Source organism: Rhodoferax sp. (genome assembly GCF_028714215.1).
Classification (GTDB): domain Bacteria; phylum Pseudomonadota; class Gammaproteobacteria; order Burkholderiales; family Burkholderiaceae_C; genus Rhodoferax.
The window spans coordinates 1-18371 of sequence record NZ_JAQTMS010000040.1 but is presented as its reverse complement, the minus strand read 5'-3'; the positions used below and the strand labels follow the sequence as shown (position 1 = coordinate 18371).

General features: G+C 61.5%; 19 protein-coding genes and 1 pseudogene. 5 read left to right on the top strand and 15 right to left on the bottom strand.

The features are described from left to right. The first annotated feature begins 6 nt into the window (after positions 1–6). On the top strand, positions 7–1635 hold the full coding sequence (locus PHS32_RS16870) for a GMC family oxidoreductase N-terminal domain-containing protein (RefSeq protein ID WP_301080223.1): 1629 nt from the start codon (positions 7–9) through the stop codon (positions 1633–1635). Here the strand turns inward: PHS32_RS16870 and PHS32_RS16865 are convergent. Beyond that, a complete protein-coding gene (locus PHS32_RS16865) occupies positions 1628–2878 on the bottom strand; it encodes a hypothetical protein (protein WP_301080222.1) in 1251 nt (416 codons plus the stop codon). The genes PHS32_RS16870 and PHS32_RS16865 overlap by 8 nt on opposite strands. A gap of 182 nt (positions 2879–3060) precedes the next feature. On the opposite strand from PHS32_RS16865, the gene gstA reads away from it, so the two are divergent. After that, positions 3061–3669 (top strand): glutathione transferase GstA, encoded by a 609-nt coding sequence (gene gstA / locus PHS32_RS16860; RefSeq protein WP_301080221.1) that lies wholly within the window; start codon positions 3061–3063, stop codon positions 3667–3669. A gap of 23 nt (positions 3670–3692) precedes the next feature. Here the strand turns inward: gstA and PHS32_RS16855 are convergent, their stop codons facing one another. The 14 genes and pseudogenes from PHS32_RS16855 to PHS32_RS16790 all read right to left on the bottom strand — a co-directional run bounded on the left by PHS32_RS16855 (position 3693) and on the right by PHS32_RS16790 (position 16483). Continuing rightward, entirely contained in the window at positions 3693–4163 is a 471-nt protein-coding gene (locus PHS32_RS16855) for a cytochrome C (RefSeq protein ID WP_301080220.1), read from the bottom strand. A 521-nt stretch (positions 4164–4684) separates the two neighbouring features. After that, entirely contained in the window at positions 4685–5851 is a 1167-nt protein-coding gene (locus PHS32_RS16850; protein WP_301080219.1) for a metallophosphoesterase, read from the bottom strand. A gap of 110 nt (positions 5852–5961) precedes the next feature. Next, positions 5962–6390, bottom strand: coding sequence for a DUF1810 domain-containing protein (locus PHS32_RS16845; RefSeq protein WP_301080218.1), 429 nt, complete (start codon positions 6388–6390; stop codon positions 5962–5964). A gap of 16 nt (positions 6391–6406) precedes the next feature. After that, on the bottom strand, positions 6407–7048 hold the full coding sequence (locus PHS32_RS16840) for a hypothetical protein (RefSeq protein ID WP_301080217.1): 642 nt from the start codon (positions 7046–7048) through the stop codon (positions 6407–6409). Between the two features lie 161 nt (positions 7049–7209). Then, positions 7210–7455 (bottom strand): annotated as a pseudogene (locus PHS32_RS16835) (copper-transporting ATPase); the annotation flags it as partial. A 10-nt stretch (positions 7456–7465) separates the two neighbouring features. Continuing rightward, positions 7466–8293 carry an SDR family NAD(P)-dependent oxidoreductase gene (locus tag PHS32_RS16830; RefSeq protein ID WP_301080216.1) on the bottom strand — a complete coding sequence of 276 codons (828 nt, stop codon included), beginning with the start codon at positions 8291–8293 and terminating at the stop codon, positions 7466–7468. Positions 8294–8314: 21 nt separating this feature from the next. Then, positions 8315–8734, bottom strand: a complete 420-nt coding sequence (locus PHS32_RS16825) for a MaoC family dehydratase (RefSeq protein WP_301080215.1) — start codon at positions 8732–8734, stop codon at positions 8315–8317. Positions 8735–8746: 12 nt separating this feature from the next. Continuing rightward, entirely contained in the window at positions 8747–9187 is a 441-nt protein-coding gene (locus PHS32_RS16820; RefSeq protein ID WP_301080214.1) for a MaoC family dehydratase N-terminal domain-containing protein, read from the bottom strand. A gap of 45 nt (positions 9188–9232) precedes the next feature. Continuing rightward, positions 9233–10417, bottom strand: coding sequence for a lipid-transfer protein (locus tag PHS32_RS16815; RefSeq protein WP_301080213.1), 1185 nt, complete (start codon positions 10415–10417; stop codon positions 9233–9235). A 216-nt stretch (positions 10418–10633) separates the two neighbouring features. Next, complete coding sequence (locus PHS32_RS16810) at positions 10634–12052, bottom strand: 2-hydroxyacyl-CoA dehydratase family protein (RefSeq protein WP_301080212.1); 1419 nt, start codon at positions 12050–12052, stop codon at positions 10634–10636. A gap of 4 nt (positions 12053–12056) precedes the next feature. After that, positions 12057–12851 (bottom strand): acyl-CoA dehydratase activase, encoded by a 795-nt coding sequence (locus PHS32_RS16805; RefSeq protein WP_301080211.1) that lies wholly within the window; start codon positions 12849–12851, stop codon positions 12057–12059. Positions 12852–12876: 25 nt separating this feature from the next. After that, positions 12877–13659 (bottom strand): acyl-CoA dehydratase activase, encoded by a 783-nt coding sequence (locus PHS32_RS16800; protein WP_301080209.1) that lies wholly within the window; start codon positions 13657–13659, stop codon positions 12877–12879. Positions 13660–13662: 3 nt separating this feature from the next. Further along, positions 13663–14856: a 2-hydroxyacyl-CoA dehydratase family protein gene (locus tag PHS32_RS16795; protein ID WP_301080208.1), complete on the bottom strand. Its 1194-nt coding sequence runs from the start codon at positions 14854–14856 to the stop codon at positions 13663–13665. Then, positions 14849–16483: an AMP-binding protein gene (locus tag PHS32_RS16790; protein ID WP_301080253.1), complete on the bottom strand. Its 1635-nt coding sequence runs from the start codon at positions 16481–16483 to the stop codon at positions 14849–14851. The genes PHS32_RS16795 and PHS32_RS16790 overlap by 8 nt, the downstream gene beginning before the upstream one ends. A gap of 193 nt (positions 16484–16676) precedes the next feature. Between PHS32_RS16790 and PHS32_RS24265 the strand changes: the two genes are divergently transcribed. The 3 genes from PHS32_RS24265 (at position 16677) to PHS32_RS16780 (ending at position 18152) form a co-directional block, all read left to right on the top strand. Then, on the top strand, positions 16677–16958 hold the full coding sequence (locus PHS32_RS24265; protein WP_366143491.1) for an Lrp/AsnC ligand binding domain-containing protein: 282 nt from the start codon (positions 16677–16679) through the stop codon (positions 16956–16958). Positions 16959–17627: 669 nt separating this feature from the next. After that, positions 17628–17783, top strand: a complete 156-nt coding sequence (locus tag PHS32_RS16785) for a hypothetical protein (protein WP_301080207.1) — start codon at positions 17628–17630, stop codon at positions 17781–17783. 39 nt (positions 17784–17822) lie between these two features. Beyond that, positions 17823–18152 (top strand): hypothetical protein, encoded by a 330-nt coding sequence (locus PHS32_RS16780; protein ID WP_301080206.1) that lies wholly within the window; start codon positions 17823–17825, stop codon positions 18150–18152. The last annotated feature ends 219 nt before the right edge of the window (positions 18153–18371 follow it).

Here is an 18371-nt window from a genome sequence, read left to right as displayed (position 1 = left end):
CCAAAAATGCAAGCACAAGAATTCGATTACGTCGTGATCGGCGGCGGCGCCGGCGGTTGCGTGGTGGCCAGCCGCCTGTCCGAGGACCCCGGCGTTTCGGTCTGTCTGCTCGAAGCCGGTGGACCCGACAGCTCGGCCTTCATCCAGGCGCCCCTGGGTTTTGCCGCCACGGCGGCGCTGGGCATTCACAACTGGAACTTCAACACCGTGCCGCAGCCGGGCCTCAACGGTCGGCGCGGTTTTCAACCGCGCGGCAAGGTGATGGGCGGCAGCAGTTCCGTCAACGCCATGGTCTACACGCGCGGCAACCGGCTGGACTACGAACAGTGGGTGGCACAAGGCAACCCGGGCTGGTCCTATGAAGAGGTGTTGCCGCTCTTCAAACGCTCCGAGAACAGCGAATGCTTTGGCGCCACCGACTACCACGGCGTGGGCGGCCCGCTCAATGTCAGCTACCTGCGCAGCCCCAGCCCCATCAACCAGGCGTTTCTGCAGGCTTGTGCCGAACAGGGCTTGCCGCAAAGCGACGACTACAACGGCGCCTCCCAGTTGGGTTGCGCGCCGGCCCAGGTGACCCAGAAAAATGGTGAGCGCTGTAGCGCCGCCAAGGCCTACATCACGCCGCACCTGACGCGGCCCAACCTCAGCGTCATCACCCAGGCGCATACCCAGCGCATCGTGCTGGAGGGCAAACGTGCCGTCGGCGCCGAGTTCCTGAAAGACGGGCAAACCCGGCAGGTGAAAGCCCGGCGCGAGGTGATTCTGTCCAGCGGCGCCTTCGGCTCGCCGCAGTTGCTGATGCTCTCCGGCATCGGTCCGGCGGCCCATCTGCAACAGCATGGCATCAACGTCGTGCAGGATCTGCCGGGTGTCGGTCAAAACCTGCACGACCACGTGACGGCAGTGCTGATCTACCGCACGCAGCGCAAGGAATCGACTTTTGGTTTTTCCTGGTCCGGACTGGTAAAGATCGTCCGCAGCATCTTCGAGTGGCGTAACCAACGCAGCGGCATCATCACCAGCAACGTCGCCGAATCGCAAGGCTTCCTGTTTGCCGACAAGACCGAGCCCTCGCCCGACATCCAGCTGGCGCTGTGCACCGGCATCGTCGACGATCACACGCGCAAAAATCACCTGGGCCATGGCTACACACTGCACGTCACCCTGATGCGGCCCAAGAGCCGCGGCAGCGTCACGCTGCAAAGCGCCAACGCCAAGGATGCGCCTTTGATCGACCCGCAGTTCCTGTCCGACCCGCGCGACCTGGCAACCCTGGTCAAGGGGACGCAGATCGGCTACGACATCATGCAAAGCGCGGCCTTTGCCCCTTACCGCGGCGCCATGCTGTACCCGCTGGAGCGCAACAACCCGGCCCAGATCGAGCAATTCCTGCGCGACCATGCCGACACCGAATACCACCCCTGCAGCACTTGCAGGATGGGCCCGGCCAGCGATGCCATGGCGGTGGTCGATACCCGCTTGCGGGTTTACGGTATCGAAAAACTGCGCGTGGTGGACGCCTCCATCATGCCGCAGCTGGTCTCCGGCAACACCAACGCGCCCACCATCATGATCGCCGAGAAAGCCGCCGACATGATCAAGGCCGAAGCCAGGCGAAGCGCCGGCGCTACTTGAACAACTTCTTCAAACCACTGCCGATCTTGTCGCCGATCGAGACCCCGGCCCCAGTGCCGACGCCGGGCATCACGGCGGTGCCGATCGCCGCGCCTATCATGGCAGCGCGCGTCAGCGTCAGCTCGGGCGCATCCAGCGTGCCGCCCAGCACCAGGGGCACGCCCACCGCACCCCCCAAAGCAGCAGCAGCCAGGTTCACATCAATGCGCCCGCTCAAAGCCCGGCTGGGCGCCACCATCACGTTGCCGCTGGCACTCAAGACGCCGGAACTGGCCGCCAGATTGCTCAGATGCAGGGTGCGACCCTGGCTTGTCAGCTGACCCCCAAAAACATCCAGCGGCGTCTCGCCACCGCGGCTCAGGCCCAGGGTCTTGACCGCCTTCGCCAGATCGATGCCGTGCAACACCGCGTGACGCACGGTGAATTTGCTCTGCGTCTGCAAAGCCTGGTCCAGGGCACCCACGCTGGTGGCGCGCAGCGACAGCGTGGTATCCCCGTCCAGCCGTCCGCTCAACACGGCTTGCGAAGCGCCCGACAGTGCTGCCACTTCCACCGCCCGGGTCTGCAACTGTCCCTTGAGGGAAAAGGCGGCGCCGGCCTGCGCCGCCGGCTGCAATTGAACAGTGCCCTTGACGCTGCCGCCGCCGACCGCCATGACCAGGGTCCAATCATTGCCCTGGCGCTTCAGATCGGCGCTTGCGCCCTGCAACTGACCCTTCAGAACCTTGACCGAAACCTCTTCCGGCAACCCCTGTCCGTCCAGCTCGGCGCTTGCCTCCAGCACGCTGCTGGCACCCTTGGTGCTCACCCAAGTCACCTTGTCGAGCACCGTTCGGCGTGGGATGTACTGGAAACGCCGGCTGCCCTCAAGCTCCCGTTGTTGTGCCGGCGGCGCCGAAAGCCTTCTTTTTTCCAGCAACGCCAGCAGCGCGTCGATGCCGGCCTGCGGCAGCAGCGCGCCGCGCACCAGTACGGTCGCCAGTTCAAGCCGCCCCAGCAGCAGGCTGCGCCAGGCCGGGCGCAACTCCACCCGTTGCAGCGTCAGCGCCGGACGGGTTTGAATCTGGATGCCTTCGAGAACAAGGCCAGGCAGTGGCCAGACAGCGACCTCCAGGCTCTCGATAGTTACCTTCGCACCAAGGGCCGTGCCAACGGCCGTCTCGGCCCTGATCCTGAAATCCTCGGTCCCTAGCCACTGCTGCAAAGACCAACTCCCTGCCGCCAACAGAGGCAACAGCAACATTGCTGTCACCAGGGCCCACTTTATAAATCGCTTCATCCGGACATTTTGCCCTGATCGACCGGCAGCCCAGAGCGGCGTCAACCCGCCCCAAAAACACACGGCTGCAAAACTTTCCAGCAACGGCTAGCATCGGAGTTCCAATTTTTCCAAACCCAGCTTCCGAATTACCCAAAGGACAATCCATGAAACTCTATTACTCGCCGGGCGCCTGTTCGCTGTCGCCGCATATCGCACTGCAGGAATCGGGTCTTTCCTATGAAGCCATCGCCGCACCGACCAAGACCCACAAGCTGGCCGACGGTACCGACTACTACAGCATCAACCCGCTGGGCTATGTGCCGCTGCTGGTGCTGGATGACGGCACCCAATTGCGCGAAGGCCCGGCCATCGTGCAATACATCGCCGACCAAGTGCCGGCCAAGAAACTGGCGCCGGCCAACGGCAGCCTGGAACGCTACAAACTGCAGGAATGGCTGAACTTCATCGGCACCGAACTGCACAAGGGCTTTTCGCCACTGTTCACCCCCGGCATGCCGGAAGAAGCCAAGAGCATCGCCAAGACACGTCTGGCCGCGCGCCTGCAATGGCTTGACGGCGAACTGGCGAACAAGACTTACCTGATGGGTGACATCTTCACGGTGGCCGACGGCTACCTCTTTACCGTCAGCAACTGGGCGCAGCACGTCGGGGTCGATCTGTCCGGCTACGCCAATCTGCTGGCTTATCGCGCTCGCGTCGGCGCTCGCCCGGCCGTGATTGAAGCCATGAAAGCCGAAGGCCTGATCAAGTAAGGCTTGCGGGTTGCCGTGGCGACTCAGTATTTGAGTTTGAGCTTTTCCATCTGCTCCTTGGTGATGGCTGGAATCTCACCGCGCTTTTGAAAACGGTTGAGGTTCCAGCCGCCATCGCCTAACCAGGCCTTCACAAGATTCAGATTGGCGGCCCGTTGGGCGTCGGTTTCGCCCAGGTACTTGTACATATTGCCGGGCTTCTTGTCGACGCTGCCGCCACCGTCGTCCAAGCGGCGCATCAGGGCGCCGGAATCGGGCCAACCGATCAACTGAATCAGATCGCCGTAAGAGCTCAGACGCGGGCCCTGTTTGTCCTTCTTGTACTTTTCCTGATCCTGCAAAAAGTCAATCAGCGCCGGCGAGTCGTCACCATGGCACTCGATACATTGAGCCTTGATCAGTGGGCGAATGTCATTGCGGTAAGTTACGTCCGCCGCCAGTGCTGGCAAGACCAGAGCGGTACAAGCCAAAGAAATCAACAGTTTTAGTTTCATGACAAGAATTTGAAGTTAAAACGCCGGCTGGTGCATCGCTTCAGCCATGCCACCCCAGCAGCTATCGCGTGCCTGCCCCGAAGGGGGAACTGCGATCATAGCAAGCCGTTATTTTTCAGCAGTACCTCGAAGCAGCTTCCCCTCTCCGGCCGCCAAGCTTGGCTTTTTTGCTTCAACCGACTCCCATTTTCCTACACCCTGTTTTCAGACATTGTCAAAGAATAAGGCTGTGTATAGCTTCGGCATAAACCAGCACTTATCCACAAAAATTTTCAAACCTTGAAGTTATCAAGTTTGCGCTGCAACACCAAAGCACGGTCACCTACATCCGTTGAACTTGTCTAAGCTCTTGATTGAGAAGTGGAAATACCGGTTATCCACAGACGGGTGCGATCCTTACTACTACTACTATCTTTAAATAGAAGACTTAGAAGACAAGCAGGAGAACAAGTGCCACTGAAAAAATTTATTTATCCGGCCGACCTGAAGGTCAGGAAAAGCGCAGAGCGCTTGAACTTCTCTTAGGCCCGGACCAGCCGCAAGTGGGTGATTTCCGACGGTGCGCCAAAGCGCTTGGGCGGTCCCCAGTAACCGGTGCCGCGGCTGGTGTAGACCCACAACGACTGCAGCTTGTGCAAGCCCGCCGTAAAAGGCTGTTGCAGCTTGACGAAGTGGTTCCAGGGCCAGAACTGGCCGCCGTGCGTATGGCCCGACAGTTGCAGATCGAAGCCGGCCTGCGCCGCCGCCGTTGCGCTGCGTGGCTGGTGTGCCAGCAGCAGCTTGAACAAGGCGTGCGGCGGCGCATCGGCGATGGCCCCATGGGGATCGCTGCGGTGGCTCTCGTCAAAGTGGTGGGCGCTGAAGTCGGTCACACCGGCCACCACCAGCAAGGCCTGTTCCGTATCCTGGCTTTCGGTCCCGTGGTAAACCAGCACGTGCTCGTTCATCAGCACCCGCACGCCCAGACCGCGCAGGACTTCAATCCAGCCGTGCGCGCCAGCGTAATATTCGTGGTTGCCGGTGACAAAGAACGTGCCATGGGTGGAGGTCAGTCCGGTCAGTGCTGTCACCTGGTCGCGCAGTTCGTGCACGCTGCCATCCACCAGATCGCCGGTGATGGCCACCATATCGGCACCCAGGCCGTTGACCCGCGCCACGATGCGTTGCAGATAATCACCTTTGATAGTGGGGCCGATGTGAATGTCGCAGATCTGCGCCACACTAAAACCCTGCAGGGCATCCGGCAGATTGGCGATCGGCACGTCGACCCGCACCACGGCGGCGGTGCGCCGCGCATTCCAGAAACCCCAGGCCGTGACCAGCAAACCCAGCAGCAGCAAAGTCACCGCGCTGTCGCTGCGCAAGGCTGGCAGGGCAATCACCGAGGGCCACAGCCAATCGATCTCATAGGCCGCCAGCAAGGCGACTTCGCGCAGCAGCGTCAGCACCAGCAGCGAGGAGAACGCACCCATGCAGAGCAGGCCTAGCCAGGTCAACACCCCGGACAGCGGTGGCTTAGCGATGCGCCGCGCCAGCAAGCCCATGGGCAGCAGCAAGGCGGAGAGCAGCAGTCCACCCCACAGCACTGCGCCCAGCGGCGCGCTGACGGCCATCAGACCCGGTGCCAGACGCCAAGCGACAAAGGCATGCAAAAGAAGGGAAAGCAGCAGGATTGGGGGGATAGCCATCAATACGGGCGCAAAAGACCGGCTGTTGCGCTGAAACGTTAAACGCTGTAGATGGTGTGTCTGGGCGCAGCTTCAAGCCCTGCGGCGCGGTCATCTGCCAATGGGTAACTTTATGACAGCAGCCGGAGCGTGTTCTGGTCAAGCTGGCCGCCGAAGAAACGCGCCAGCGCTTCCCTGAAGACCGGCTCCTGCGGGGCGACCTGCGCGAACAGCGTCATGCAGGATTTGAACTTCAGATCATCGGGCGAACCAAAGATCTCATGGGCCGTGGTGTTGCGCTGCGCAAGCACCAGTTTTATGCATTCAAGAAGGCGCTGGCCCAGAACGGGATGCCGCCAAAAATCAAGCGCCTCGGCGGCGGAATCGAGGCCGTAATACTTGGCGATGGGACTGCGGCCCAGGCCCTTGAGCTGGGGAAAGATAAACCACATCCAGTGGCTGGTCTTTTCTCCCAGTGCCAGCTCATTGCAAACCGATTCATAAACGCGGTCCTGCGCCGCCACAAAGCGCGGGAGACCTTGAGTGCTTGAGTTCATCATGCGGCAATGACCATGGTTAGAGACGGCGTTCCTCACGACTCTGTTTTGGAGCCAGCGTGCGCCGCTTGCGTTGATAGGAATCGAGCTCTCGAAAAGCGACGATAGTTCTGTTTCGATAGACCGAATACTCGGCAATGAACTGCGCCGCGTTGGCGTACGGGCCGGCAATATGACCTGGGCGTTTCGAGTCGGCAAAGAAGTAGTACTTGCCGTCGCGCGTGAAAGAGGCCAGCCAGTGCAAGCGCAAGGTATTGCCGCTTATCGTGACGGGCGAGAATTCGATCATCAGGTAGTTTGCCTTCGCTTCGCGGTCGATCTGCCTAAGTGTTTCCACCGCGAAGCGGCTCAGGTCCACGCAGACACCTGAAGGAGCAGTAAAAAAGTCGTGGGGCGGATAGATCGGCAATGGGCCCGACCTGCCGCGCTGGCTCTCCGAGAGCAACATCGCCCTCGACATATCGTAGCGGAACCTGGCGCCTATCCAGGCGTTGAGGTCTTCGGCAGTTCGCCACACCTGCAGGGCTTGTGAATACGAGGTGGCGTCCTTGAAGGCACCGACCCGAATCCTTTGCCTCTCAGGCGCATCGGAGGCCGGGTCTGCCGTGGTTCCACAGGCTGCCAGGAAGATGGCCAGCAAGGGAGCGAGGAATCTGTTCATGGGTCTCTTGCAGCCCCTATATCAGAGCCAAAGACAAGTTATGCGCCATCACGTCCCAGGTTTCACGACATTCGGAAGGCAGGTAAGCGACCGTAACAACTCCAAAAAATCAGCAACCTGGATAACACCACGCCACTATAGTCCAGCCAGATAGCTTCCATTCACAACTTCCCCGGCTTCCAGCGTTTCAGCAGCAACGCATTGCTCATCACGCTGACCGAACTCATGGCCATCGCGGCACCAGCCACCACCGGGTTCAAGAAACCCAGCGCCGCTGGCGGAATGCCGGCGGCGTGCATGGCGACGTCGGTGCGTCCTCCTCCCGGGTTCACCATGGTCATACCGACATCGGCGGCGGCCAGTGCCTGGGCGTCATTGACGCCGTCGCCGACCATCGCCACGGTGTGCCGTTCCGATTCATTCGAAGCCGCCGCCACACACCAGCACCTGGCCCGAGATGTAATCGGACTCCGGAATGCAGAACAGGAAGACGCTGCCCGCCGCCTCGGCCGGCGTGCCGGCGCGACCCAGCGGGATGGTGGCTTCCATCTGCTTCATCAGGCCCGGGTTGACTCCCACCTTGATGGCGCGGCCCTCGATGTCGATCTTGGCCTGGCCATCCGCAGTGGCCTCGGTCAGCCGTGTGTTGATCAGGCCAAAGGCGACGGCATTGACGTTGACCTTCATGCGGCCCCATTCCTTGGACAAGGCCTTGGTCAGGCCGATGATGCCGGCCTTGGCGGAAGAGTAGTTGGCCTGCCCCGCATTGCCGGCGGTGCCGGCGATGGAAGAAATGTTGACCACCTTGCGAAACACTTCCCGGCCGGCTTCCTGCTCGGCCTTGCTCAATGCCCGGATCACCGGTTGCGCCGCCCGCAGGATGCGAAACGGTGCCGTCAGGTGGCAGTCCAGAATCGCATACCACTGCTCGTCATTCATCTTCTGGATCACGTTGTCCCAGGTGAAGCCGGCGTTATTGACGATGATGTCGATGCCTTTGTACTGATTGACCGCCGTGCCGATAAAGCGATCGGCAAAGTCCGGTGCGGCGACGCTGCCGATGCAAGCCACCGCCTGACCACCGGCGTCAAGGATGGTCTGCACAGTCTGCTGCGCCGGCTCCGCGTCGAGGTCGTTCACCACAATGCGGGCGCCTTCGCTGGCCAGTTTGAGTGCGATCGATCTGCCTATGCCGCGGCCGGAGCCGGTGATGAGGGCGACTTTGCCGTCGAGTTTGCGTGTCATAAAGGATGCTCCTGATGTTGGTTAAGGCAAGGCAACGAGCGCTTCGCCGACGATCTTGGTTTGGCCGAACTGGTTGGCGCTCTTCAGCTCGATGCGCACGCAGTGTTCGCCGTTGTGATCCAATTTTTCAACCACGCGGCCGCTGCAATGGATGGCGTTGCCCAAGTGGGTGATACCCTGGAAGCGGGCGTCGAAGCGGCGCAACTGGCTCTGCGGCACCCAGCCGGTGATCACGCGCGCCAGCCAGGCCATGCCCAGCATGCCCTGCGCAAAGACGTCGGGCATGCCGGCGCGGCGTGCCACGTCGGTGTCGATGTGGATCGGGTTGTGGTCGCCGGAAGCACCGGCAAACAGAGCCAGCGTTGTGCGGTTCACCGGCGCCAGTTGCAGCGCCGGCAACTGGTCGCCAACTTGAACGCTATCGAAGGTGGGTCGGTTCATGCGGCGCTCCGGTCAATGGCGGCACACGATGACCGAACGCAACTCGGCCACCAGTTCGTTGCTTTGGTTGATGGCGCGCGAGGTTTTCACCACGAACTCGAGCGCGCCATCTTTCTTGTCATAGATGTCGGTGATGGTGGAGCGAACCGTCACTGTGTCGCCCACGCAGGCCGGCCGGTGGTAGCTGAAGCTCTGCTCACCATGCAGCAGTTTGGCGATGGGGATCTGCAGGTCCTCGATCAGGCGGAACGCGGCGCCGGAGTCGAGCTCGGCGGCAAACAGGAAGGTTGGCGGTGCCGGCAGATCCGCGTAGCCTGCATTACGTGCGGCGGCGGTGTCGGTGTAGACGGGGTTGGTCTCGCCGACGGCCTTGGCAAAGAATTGCAGTCGACTGCGTTCAATCGGCAGCACCGAGGTCGGCAGCTCGTGGCCTATCCATTTCTTGTCTATCATCAGGTTTCCTTTCTGACGGATGGCTGAGGTTTTTGTGATCTGGGCCTAGGCCTGGCCGTACATGGTCACCACCGCCGCGCCACCCAGTCCCAGGTTGTGTTGCAGTGCGATCCTGGCGCCCTCGACCTGCGTGCCTTCGGCGTTACCGCGCAATTGGCGCGTCAGCTCATAGCACTGCGCCAGACCGGTGGCACCCAGCGGATGCCCCTTGCTCAGCAGGCCGCCTGAAGGGTTGGTGACGACTTTGCCGCCGTAAGTGTTGTCGCCCATTTCCACAAAGCGCTCGGCTTCACCGACAGCGCAGAAACCGAGGCCCTCGTAGGTCAGCAATTCGTTCTGGGCAAAGCAGTCGTGCAACTCGCAGACATCCACTTGGTCCGGTCCGATGCCGGTTTGGGCATAGACTTTTTGCGCCGCATCGGCGGTCATCCGGAAACCGACCAGATCGATCATCGAGCGTGATTCGAAAGTGCTTGGGAAGTCGGTGGTCATCGCCTGCCCCAGGATTTGCACCTTGGGCGAGAGACCATGTTTGCCTGCAAACGCTTTCGACACCAGCAGCGCCGCTGCGCCACCGCAAGTCGGGGGGCAGGCCATGGAACGGGTCAGCACGCCGGGCCACAGGGCCGGCGACTGCATCACATCGTCCTCGGTCATCTCGGTGCGAAACAGGGCCATCGGGTTGTTAACCGCGTGCCGGCTGGCCTTGGCCCTGATCTTGGCAAAGGTCTCCAGTTTGGTGCCATATTTGCGCATGTGCTCCTGGCCGGCGCCACCGAAATAGCGCAAGGCCAGAGGCAATTCGGCGCCACCGGCGATCTCGGCGCACAGCGTGTCGAAATTGGCAAAGGTGCTGGGCCGGTCGGTCCAGTGGGTGCCCAGGGCGCCCGGCTGCATCTGCTCGAAACCTACAGCCAGCGCGCAATCAACCGCGCCGCTGGCAATCGCCTGGCGCGCCAAGAACAGCGCGGTGGAGCCGGTGGAACAGTTGTTGTTGACGTTGATCACCGGAATGCCGGTCATGCCCACCTCGTACAGCGCGCGCTGGCCGCAGGTCGAGTCGCCGTAGACATAGCCGGCGTAGGCTTGCTGCACCTGCTCGTAGCCGAGCCCGGCGTCGGCCAATGCGAGCCGAATGGCTTGTGCTCCCATTTCAAAATAGGGCAGGCTGGCCCCGGGTTTCTTGAACGCAATCATGCCGACTCCGGCGACCAGAATTTGTGCTGTCATGGTGTTCCTTTGGATGAGATTTCATGCCGGTACCGGGGTGCCGGCGGGCTGGTGTGGCTGGTGCGACGCACGGCTTAGCCGACGCTGCGCGGGCATTTGTAGTTAGCGATCAAGGTCTTGCAGTGCTCGATGATGCTGTCTGCGGTGTCTTGCGCGCGGACTTCGCCAAGGTATGTGTTCGTCACCGGGCCGTGTGTGTCCGCGACTCGCAACCCCCTACTCCTGTCCTCTTTCTTGCTCTTTGGCCTCCTTCTGCCGCGTGCTTATCTCCACCCACTCCCCAAGCTGGGCCTGGAAGGCCTGTTCGTCATGCTTCTCGAGGTCCTGGCACCAGCCACGGATATACAGGCTTGGGATGCCCAGTTCGCTCTCGATCCTCTCGCCCATCACCCGCGCCGAGCCGTTACAGGCCACACAGCCCCCTTGTTCGAAGTGCACGATGCCGTCGATGTCCAACTGGCGACAGCGCATGGCCACCTCCCAGATGCGCCTCTCGGCGGTGCCCGCCCAGTGATCCCAGAGCAAAGTGGCAGCTTCTTCCTGGAGGGGGTTCTCGAGCTCGTGACCGAAAAACTGCTTACCCTCGCCGGGGACGTAGTAGGTGGCGCAGCCTGTGCCCTCCTCGTAGGCAGGCACCGCGCAGCCGCGCTTTTCGAGATAATCGAAGGGATCTGAGTAGAAGGGCGCGGTCGCGGTCCAGAGAACACGGAACTTCTCGGGCCCGTTGAGCGGGCTCTCGCCCTGCGCGGACCGCTTCTCCAGCTCCAGGTAGGACTCCCGGAAGTAATCGACGAAGCTCTGCTGCCAGCAAAGTTGCCGCGCCGGCATGCGCAAGGCGTCGCGGCCCGAGATCGGGCACGGCTTGCGCGCCGCGAGTTTGGCGATCTTGCGCTGCCAGTGCATGCCCTGCCGGTAGATCTCCTGATATTGGACGAGGCGCGCCTCGCTCTCGCGATCGTACTTGACTCCGGGGATATTCTTGACCGCGAGGTCGATCATCTCGCGTAGCTGCTCTTCGACGTACCTGACCGCCTGCATGTCTTGCTCGAAGGGCACATCGAAGGTGTAGATCTGGGCCCCCACCTCGCGTGCTGCCCACAGGTTGGCTTGGGCTCCTTGGCTGCAATCGTTGAACTCAAGCGTCACCAGCGAGATGCGCGGCAACCGACCGCTCACCATGAGCGCGCCAATATTCTGGATGCGGTCGCAGATATCGGACGGGAAACCGAGCCGGCGCACGTAGTCCATGGACCAGCGCGCCTCGTCCGGGGTCATGAGGTCGGTGAACGAATCCAGAGGATAGGTGTGAAAGCCCATCGCCGGCCCCAAGCGATAGCCGAGCGCCGCGCCCGGGGACCACACCGGCACGTCGTCCCCCAACTCCTCCCACGCCCTGAGCTCCTCGTCGACGTACTTGGCCATGGCCTGGTAGAGCACAAGATTCGAGCCCAGCATCCCCTCCCTGGGGTTGCTCGCGATCTTCTGAACGCGGCGTGCGTACTTCTTCTGAAGCCGGCGCCAGAACCAGCCGCCGTCGATCACCTCATCAGGCTGGTCAATGCTCTGTCGCTCGGCCCGGGATCGGGCCAGCCGCTCCTGGGGGGTCGAGCGCTCTGCTGTGGGGTAGTTTTTCATGGGTTCACTTCTCCTTCAGGTAATTTTTTCGGGCCAGCAGCGCCGCGCCGAGAGCGCCCATCATCTGAGGATGTTCGGCCAGGTAGGCCCGCACCTTCAGCTTTCGCTCCACCCGGGTGACGATGCCCGCGTTCTGCGCGATGCCGCCACTGATCGCAAACGCCCCTTCCACCCCGATCCTGTGGACGAGCTTGACAATGTAGTCAACGACCGAATCGCAGGCGCCGGCGAGGATCTCGTTGACGGCGTAGCCCCCGGTGCGCAGCAGATGGACGATCTCCTGCTGCACGAAGATGGGGCAGAAGCGCGTGATGGGAGCAGGCCTCTCGATGGCCAAAAGGGAGCGTTCCCCCAACTCGTCGATAGGGATCTCCAGCGTTCGGGCGACCTTCTCGAGGTAGCGGCCCGTACCGGCCGCGCACTTGTCGTTCATCACGAACGCCAACACCCGACCTTGCTGATCGCAACGGATTACCTTGCAGTCCTGCCCGCCCATGTCGAGCACTGTGCGCACGGCGTTGTTGGTGTGATGGTTGGCCGTGGCGTGACAGGAGATCTCGGTGACCGTCGAGGTACAGACCGAGAGCGCACTGCGGCCGTAGCCTGTGCCCACAACGCGGGTCAGCGCCTCCAGCTCGACGCCCGCCCGCCCACATGCTTCTCGCAAGACGCCCCCCGCTCTGGAAACGGGGTCGCTGCCGGTGGAGGCGAGCGCCAGGCCGACCACTTCCATGCCGCGCAGGACGACGACCTTGATTGACCGGGAACCGATGTCCAATCCGCCCACCAGCGGCTCCATACCGGCCTCGCCTGCCGTGGATGCCCTAGTGGTCAACGCGATCTCCGGCAACCAGGGCAGCACCCAGGGCGGACACCGTCGCAGGGTGGGGAGGAACGCAGACCGACTTTCCCAACCGCTCCTCCAGGGCTGCCACCAGTCCCACGTCTTCAGCACCCCCACCAATGACGGCCACCTCGTCCCGCCCACCGCTTCGCCGCACGAGCGGCCGCAGGCGGGCAGCAAGGCCTTGGTAGACGCCGCGAACGATGGACTCCTTGCTGATGCCAGAGTGCACCAGGCTGATGATCTCGGACTCGGCAAACACAGCACAGCGGAAAGAGATCTCGGCCGTCTCGCCGCCCCCGAGGGCCATCGGACCCATGTCATCCAGCGAAACTTCGAGCACCTCGGCGACGACCTTTAGCAGGATGCCAGCGCCAGCCGCGCACCTGTCGGTACGCGCCACGGCGAGCGCCTGCCCATTGCTGCACCCGACCGCGACACAATGCTCGGCGCCCACATCGAGCACGGTGCCGACAGTGTGCAAGTGGTGGGTCGTGCCACGCGCGATGCAGATGACCTCGAGTGCAGTCTCGTCGGCAAATGCCACGTTCCCCGCGCCAGAGCCTGTCGCCACGACGCGAGTCACAACACTGCGCTCAACCCCTGCAATGGAAAGTACCTGGGCGAAGGCGCCTTCGGCGGCCTCGGCGATGCTCCGCAGACCCGCCACGGCAGTCGCCCGGGCGAGAACCTCACCGTCTGCCAGCAAGACCGCTTTTGCGCTGTACGAGCCGGCATCAATCCCCACCAGGACCGTTTGCATACCCTAGTAGTCCAAGCTTTCGAGAAACGCGCCCACCTGCGTCCGCAGTTGACCCGTATTGGCCACGTGGTACTCGCGCACGAAGGTGCGAAAGGGCACGCCCGCCTCTTCCAGGCGGCGCGAGAAGTAGGGCCCGCAGCACAGCCGCTCGAATCCGCCCAAGGATGGCAGATGGAGGATGCCGTCGATATCCCACTGGTTCGCCCAGGTGATTACCTGGTCCACCTGCCGGTCCCAGAACGCCATGCGGGGATCGGGTGGGCGCGTCAGGTAACGCCGCGCCAGCGCGTGGACGGGGTCACCATTGCACTCGCCTACGGTGTTCCAGAAATGGCGAGAGCCCGTGTCGAGGTCGTCCATTGCGACAACACAGCCTTCGTTCTCGACAATCTCCAGGTAGCGTGGGAAATCCAGGTGGTCGCTCACCACCAGCAAGCGTGGCGAGAGGTTCCGAAGTGGGGCTGCGCGGCCGGCCAGGTAGGGCATGAGTGCTTCGAGTTCGGCCACGTACTCGTCACGAGGCATGTAGAAGCTTGCCATGATGATGCCCAGGGCCTCGGCCCCCGAGACCGGAGGCACCTCACGCCGCCGCAGATCGTACAGCTCCCGTTGCAGCACGCGGGCCCGGTCGCACAGTGCGATCGCGTCCCAGATGGCCTGGTCCGAGATGTTCACGTTCCACTGTTGCTTCAGGGCCTCGATGAGCCGTCGCAGAAGCATCGTCGAATAGTCGTAGGCACGCGGAGTGTCGGTGCGCGACACGTGCAGGATGTAGTTGAACGGGAGCGTTTTCACGTGCGCGCAGACGTCGTACAGGCGACGCTCGTCGTCATCCCAATCGGTGAAGACCATGCCGTCCAGAAAGCGTACCTGGCCGGAGAGCACGGCCTCAAGCACGTGGTTGGTGAAGCGGCACATGTCGGGCAGGCGCCATCCTTCGGCCAATGGTGTCTCGGCGCTCTCGGTACCCAGGACCCGGTAGGGCACGATGCGGGCGGCATGGAAGATCTCCTCCGGGACGTACGAGTCGAGCACGCCTACCACCCGGCTCCCCTGGCGCTTCGCAGCCAAGGCCCATGCGTTGCGGTTCTCGGGCAGGCTCATCTGGACCAGCCGCGCAAGCCGCGCCTCGGCCGCTGCACCGGTCGAGGCGACATCCGCGCTCTGGACGTGCTGTTGGGGGCGGTTCTCACTCATGGCTCAAGCGGTACCCGGCCGTCCGTCGATTCCACATATCAGTCGTCACTCCATCCTCCTCGAGTCCCTTCTTCACGATGCGCATGGTCGGCGTCAGTTCGAAGGCATCCACCCAGCGCACGTAGCAGGGCACCATATAAAAGGGCAAATCGCGCTCGCAGTGCGCCAGCAGTTCCTCGGGCGACGGGGAACACCCCGGCCGCAACTTCACCGCGATGGCGACGTCGTGCTCCTGGTCCAGCCGGTCGGGTACTCTGTATGCGGCGCACTCGAGAACATCCGGATGGCGATTGACAACGGCTTCCAGTTCGGTGGTGGAAATGAAGTGGCCCCGGAACCGGATGGATTCCTCCTTGCGGCGCCGGAAGTACAGGTAGCCGTCCTCGTCCATGACACCCAGGTCACCGGTATGCCACCAGCAATTGCGCAACCGGTGGCCCAGCTTCTCGGGCATGCGGTAGTGCTCCTTGAGAATGATGTGACTGCGCGACGGCCGAACCACGATCTCGCCTTCGACATTGGCTGGGCACTCATCGTCGTTGTCGTCGAAGATCTTGACCTCGTAGCCACAATTCGCCGGTCCGCATGACCCGGGCTTGGCCGCATCCCAAGTGCGGTAGTTGGTAAGACCGCATTCCGTCTGACCGTACACCTCCATCATCTGCACGCCGAAGCGTGCCGCACAACGCTCTTCGAAGTCATGGGGCAATGGAACGCTGTATATCTTCTTGAGCGGGTGATCCCGATCGTCGGGGCGTGGCGGCTGCTTTTCAACCAGCGGGAAGGCACCGCCCATGGAGACAAACTCGGTGCACTGGTAGCGGCGGATGTCGTCCCAGAACGTCGTGGGGTCAAAGTGCTCGGCCATGGCCACCCTCGCGTCCGCCATAAGCGCAGTGAAGGTTGTCTCCAACTGCCCGGTCAGGTTGTACATGGGAAAGCAGTTGTACATCACATCGTCCTGAGTGGTGCCCATGTGCTTGACCTTGTTCTCGCAACTGTGCACAAAGAACTCATGCGTGAGAACGACACCTTTCGAGGGTCCCGTGGTGCCGGAGGTGTACGCGATCATGCACGCGTCATGGTTGAAGACGACTGTCTCAACCGCATCCGAGGGGGAGTTCAAGAGTTCAACGAGGTTGCATGTGGGCCAGCGTAAACCAGAGGCCGAGGGCGCAGGGTCAAGAAGTCTGTGGGCCACCACCACCTGCCGGATGTGGTCGAGTTGCCCTTGTACATGGCTTAGTCGCTCAAGGAAGAGGCCGTCCCCAATGACCGCGAGTTGCGCGTCCGAGCGATTGAGGACATCCACCAGACTCGCGCCACGGTAGCTGCCGCTGATAGGCACCTCCCAGGCGCCCAGCTTGTGCAGAGCCCACCAGACATAGAAGTACTCGGGGTAATTGGGAATCATGGTGGCGACCTTGTCGCCCTTCTTCACGCCAAGGGACCGCAGCGAGTGCGCCACCCGGTTGGAGTTCTCATGCAGCGCGCGGTAGGAGTGGACCTCGTCCTTGTAATAGAGGAAGGGCGCATCGCCATGCACGAGCGCCTTGTGTTCGACGATGTGGCCTATCGTTCGCTCGGACTTCGACCGGTAGACGTATGCCTTGCTAGAAGAACGCACAGTCAATCCCCCCGCTCATCACCGCCGCGAATGATACTAACGCTCGTTCATTTCCCAGAAGCTTCATCGTCGTTCGTCCTTTGAGTCAGGTGGATGCCGGTCATCCGGATCGCATATGAAACCTAATGGTAGTGAACGTGTGTTGGAATTTGGTACCAAATATTCCAACGAATGTCCAGTTTGTTAGAGTTTTATGCTTAAGAGAAGAACAGCACTAGATAAAATGACTCCATCCTCGCTGGACCGAGTTGGCTTGGCGATTACCGCGTGCGTCCACATCAATTTCAACAGCCACGCGCCGCAAGCAGTCAAGACCTGCCTGGCCGGTGTCGCGGTGATCGACGAAATCGTCTCCTGCCATGCCATTACCGGCCCTATCGATTTCCGGCTCGAAGTGGTGGCACCAAGCTTGGAGGACTACTTTGTTCGATGCGCTGGCCCTGTCCCAGCAATTCGAAGGGGTCTTGGTGCATGATGGCCGGATGCCGTACAAAGCACGGTTGCTCCAATACGCTGCAGTGCAGCGCCCATCACTTGCGCGAGTTGCGCTACCTCCTGGAGGCCCAAGGACAGGCTTGGGCAGGCGACAGGACCGAGGTGCTGAGCCACGCCAGTCACCTCGATAGGGTCAATTGCGCTGAAAGTCAATCAGCGAACTATGGCGCACAAAGATGCTAATTCCAAGCAGGCGATCTGCGTGATCTGTATGACGCCATCCCGGCGCTGGTGGCGCAACAGTGTCATTTTGGTCGTCGGGTGGTGTGGCAGGAGCGCACTCAGATGGACAGCCCCCTATGCCGATTTTGGGTTGGGTATTCTGGAAATAGGGGTAGTGGGTGTTTGTCATGAGCATCACGACCTGGCCGATGTCAAGTGGGGAGCGGATTCGTCTCGTCCCGCTAACGGTGGTGCAACTATCCCCGCTCGGTGAATCATAGTCGTGACAGTACCTTGGAGGGACTGTCCTCAGTCATGGATTGGCATTCGCTGCATCAATAACTAAAGCGCTTTAGCTATACGTTTGTGCCTCATTCTGTGATTCTGGGACACAGCAAGATTTTGCCCAAGGACATATCCCCCCCTTTTTTTGGCAGACATGTTTGGTGAAACTTGCGCTGAGTCCAATCTACCCAGGAGTGCAGAGATGCCCAAAGATACCTATGACGGTTTTAAAAACGAGTACCTGCGCTTTTGGCTTTGTGTGATTCGTGAGCTTCGGCACGTTTTTGAGGCCGCTGCAGCTAGCAAGGGGATCACTTTGGTGATCATTTTTCTGGTACTGGGTGGATATGCACGATGATGGTTGGGTGGTGGCATTTTCGCGGACGCGAAAACCGGGATGCCTGTTCCAAGCGCGCCTTCCGCATTTCGTGAGCTGGAGCGGGCGACCGGAATCGAACCGGCTCAACGGGATAGACTCCCTAATGGCAAGTTGTATTGCCTGCTGCTCGATACGCTGGCCAGCCAGGCGCCCGAGCTGTTGCCGTGGGCGATTGAAGGCTATTTTTGGCATATCTGGCGGGGGCGGTTTCCTGAAACGTCCAGCAGCACCGCAACACCCAACACGACCCAGGCGGAAGTATTGCGGGAGCGGTTGATACGTGCACTGCGCAAGGCGTACAAAGAGGCCGAGGAGGTGAAGGAGTCGTTTCGGGAAGATGCAGGGTAAGTGCATTTCTCGCTCCTGGCCAAGCGGGGGGGCCAATATCTTCGAGGCCCATGCCATTGCCCTCGACGGCGCGCCGCCTCAGCCTAGCTTAGTCTTACTGTGTCACAAACGTAGATGGAGATCGACTGAGCTGCAATGCGGGCAGTGCCCCAGAGAGATTGCGAGGGCGACGCCCAGTTGGAAGCGCAACGTTGTGATCGAGTTTGACACGTGACGCTG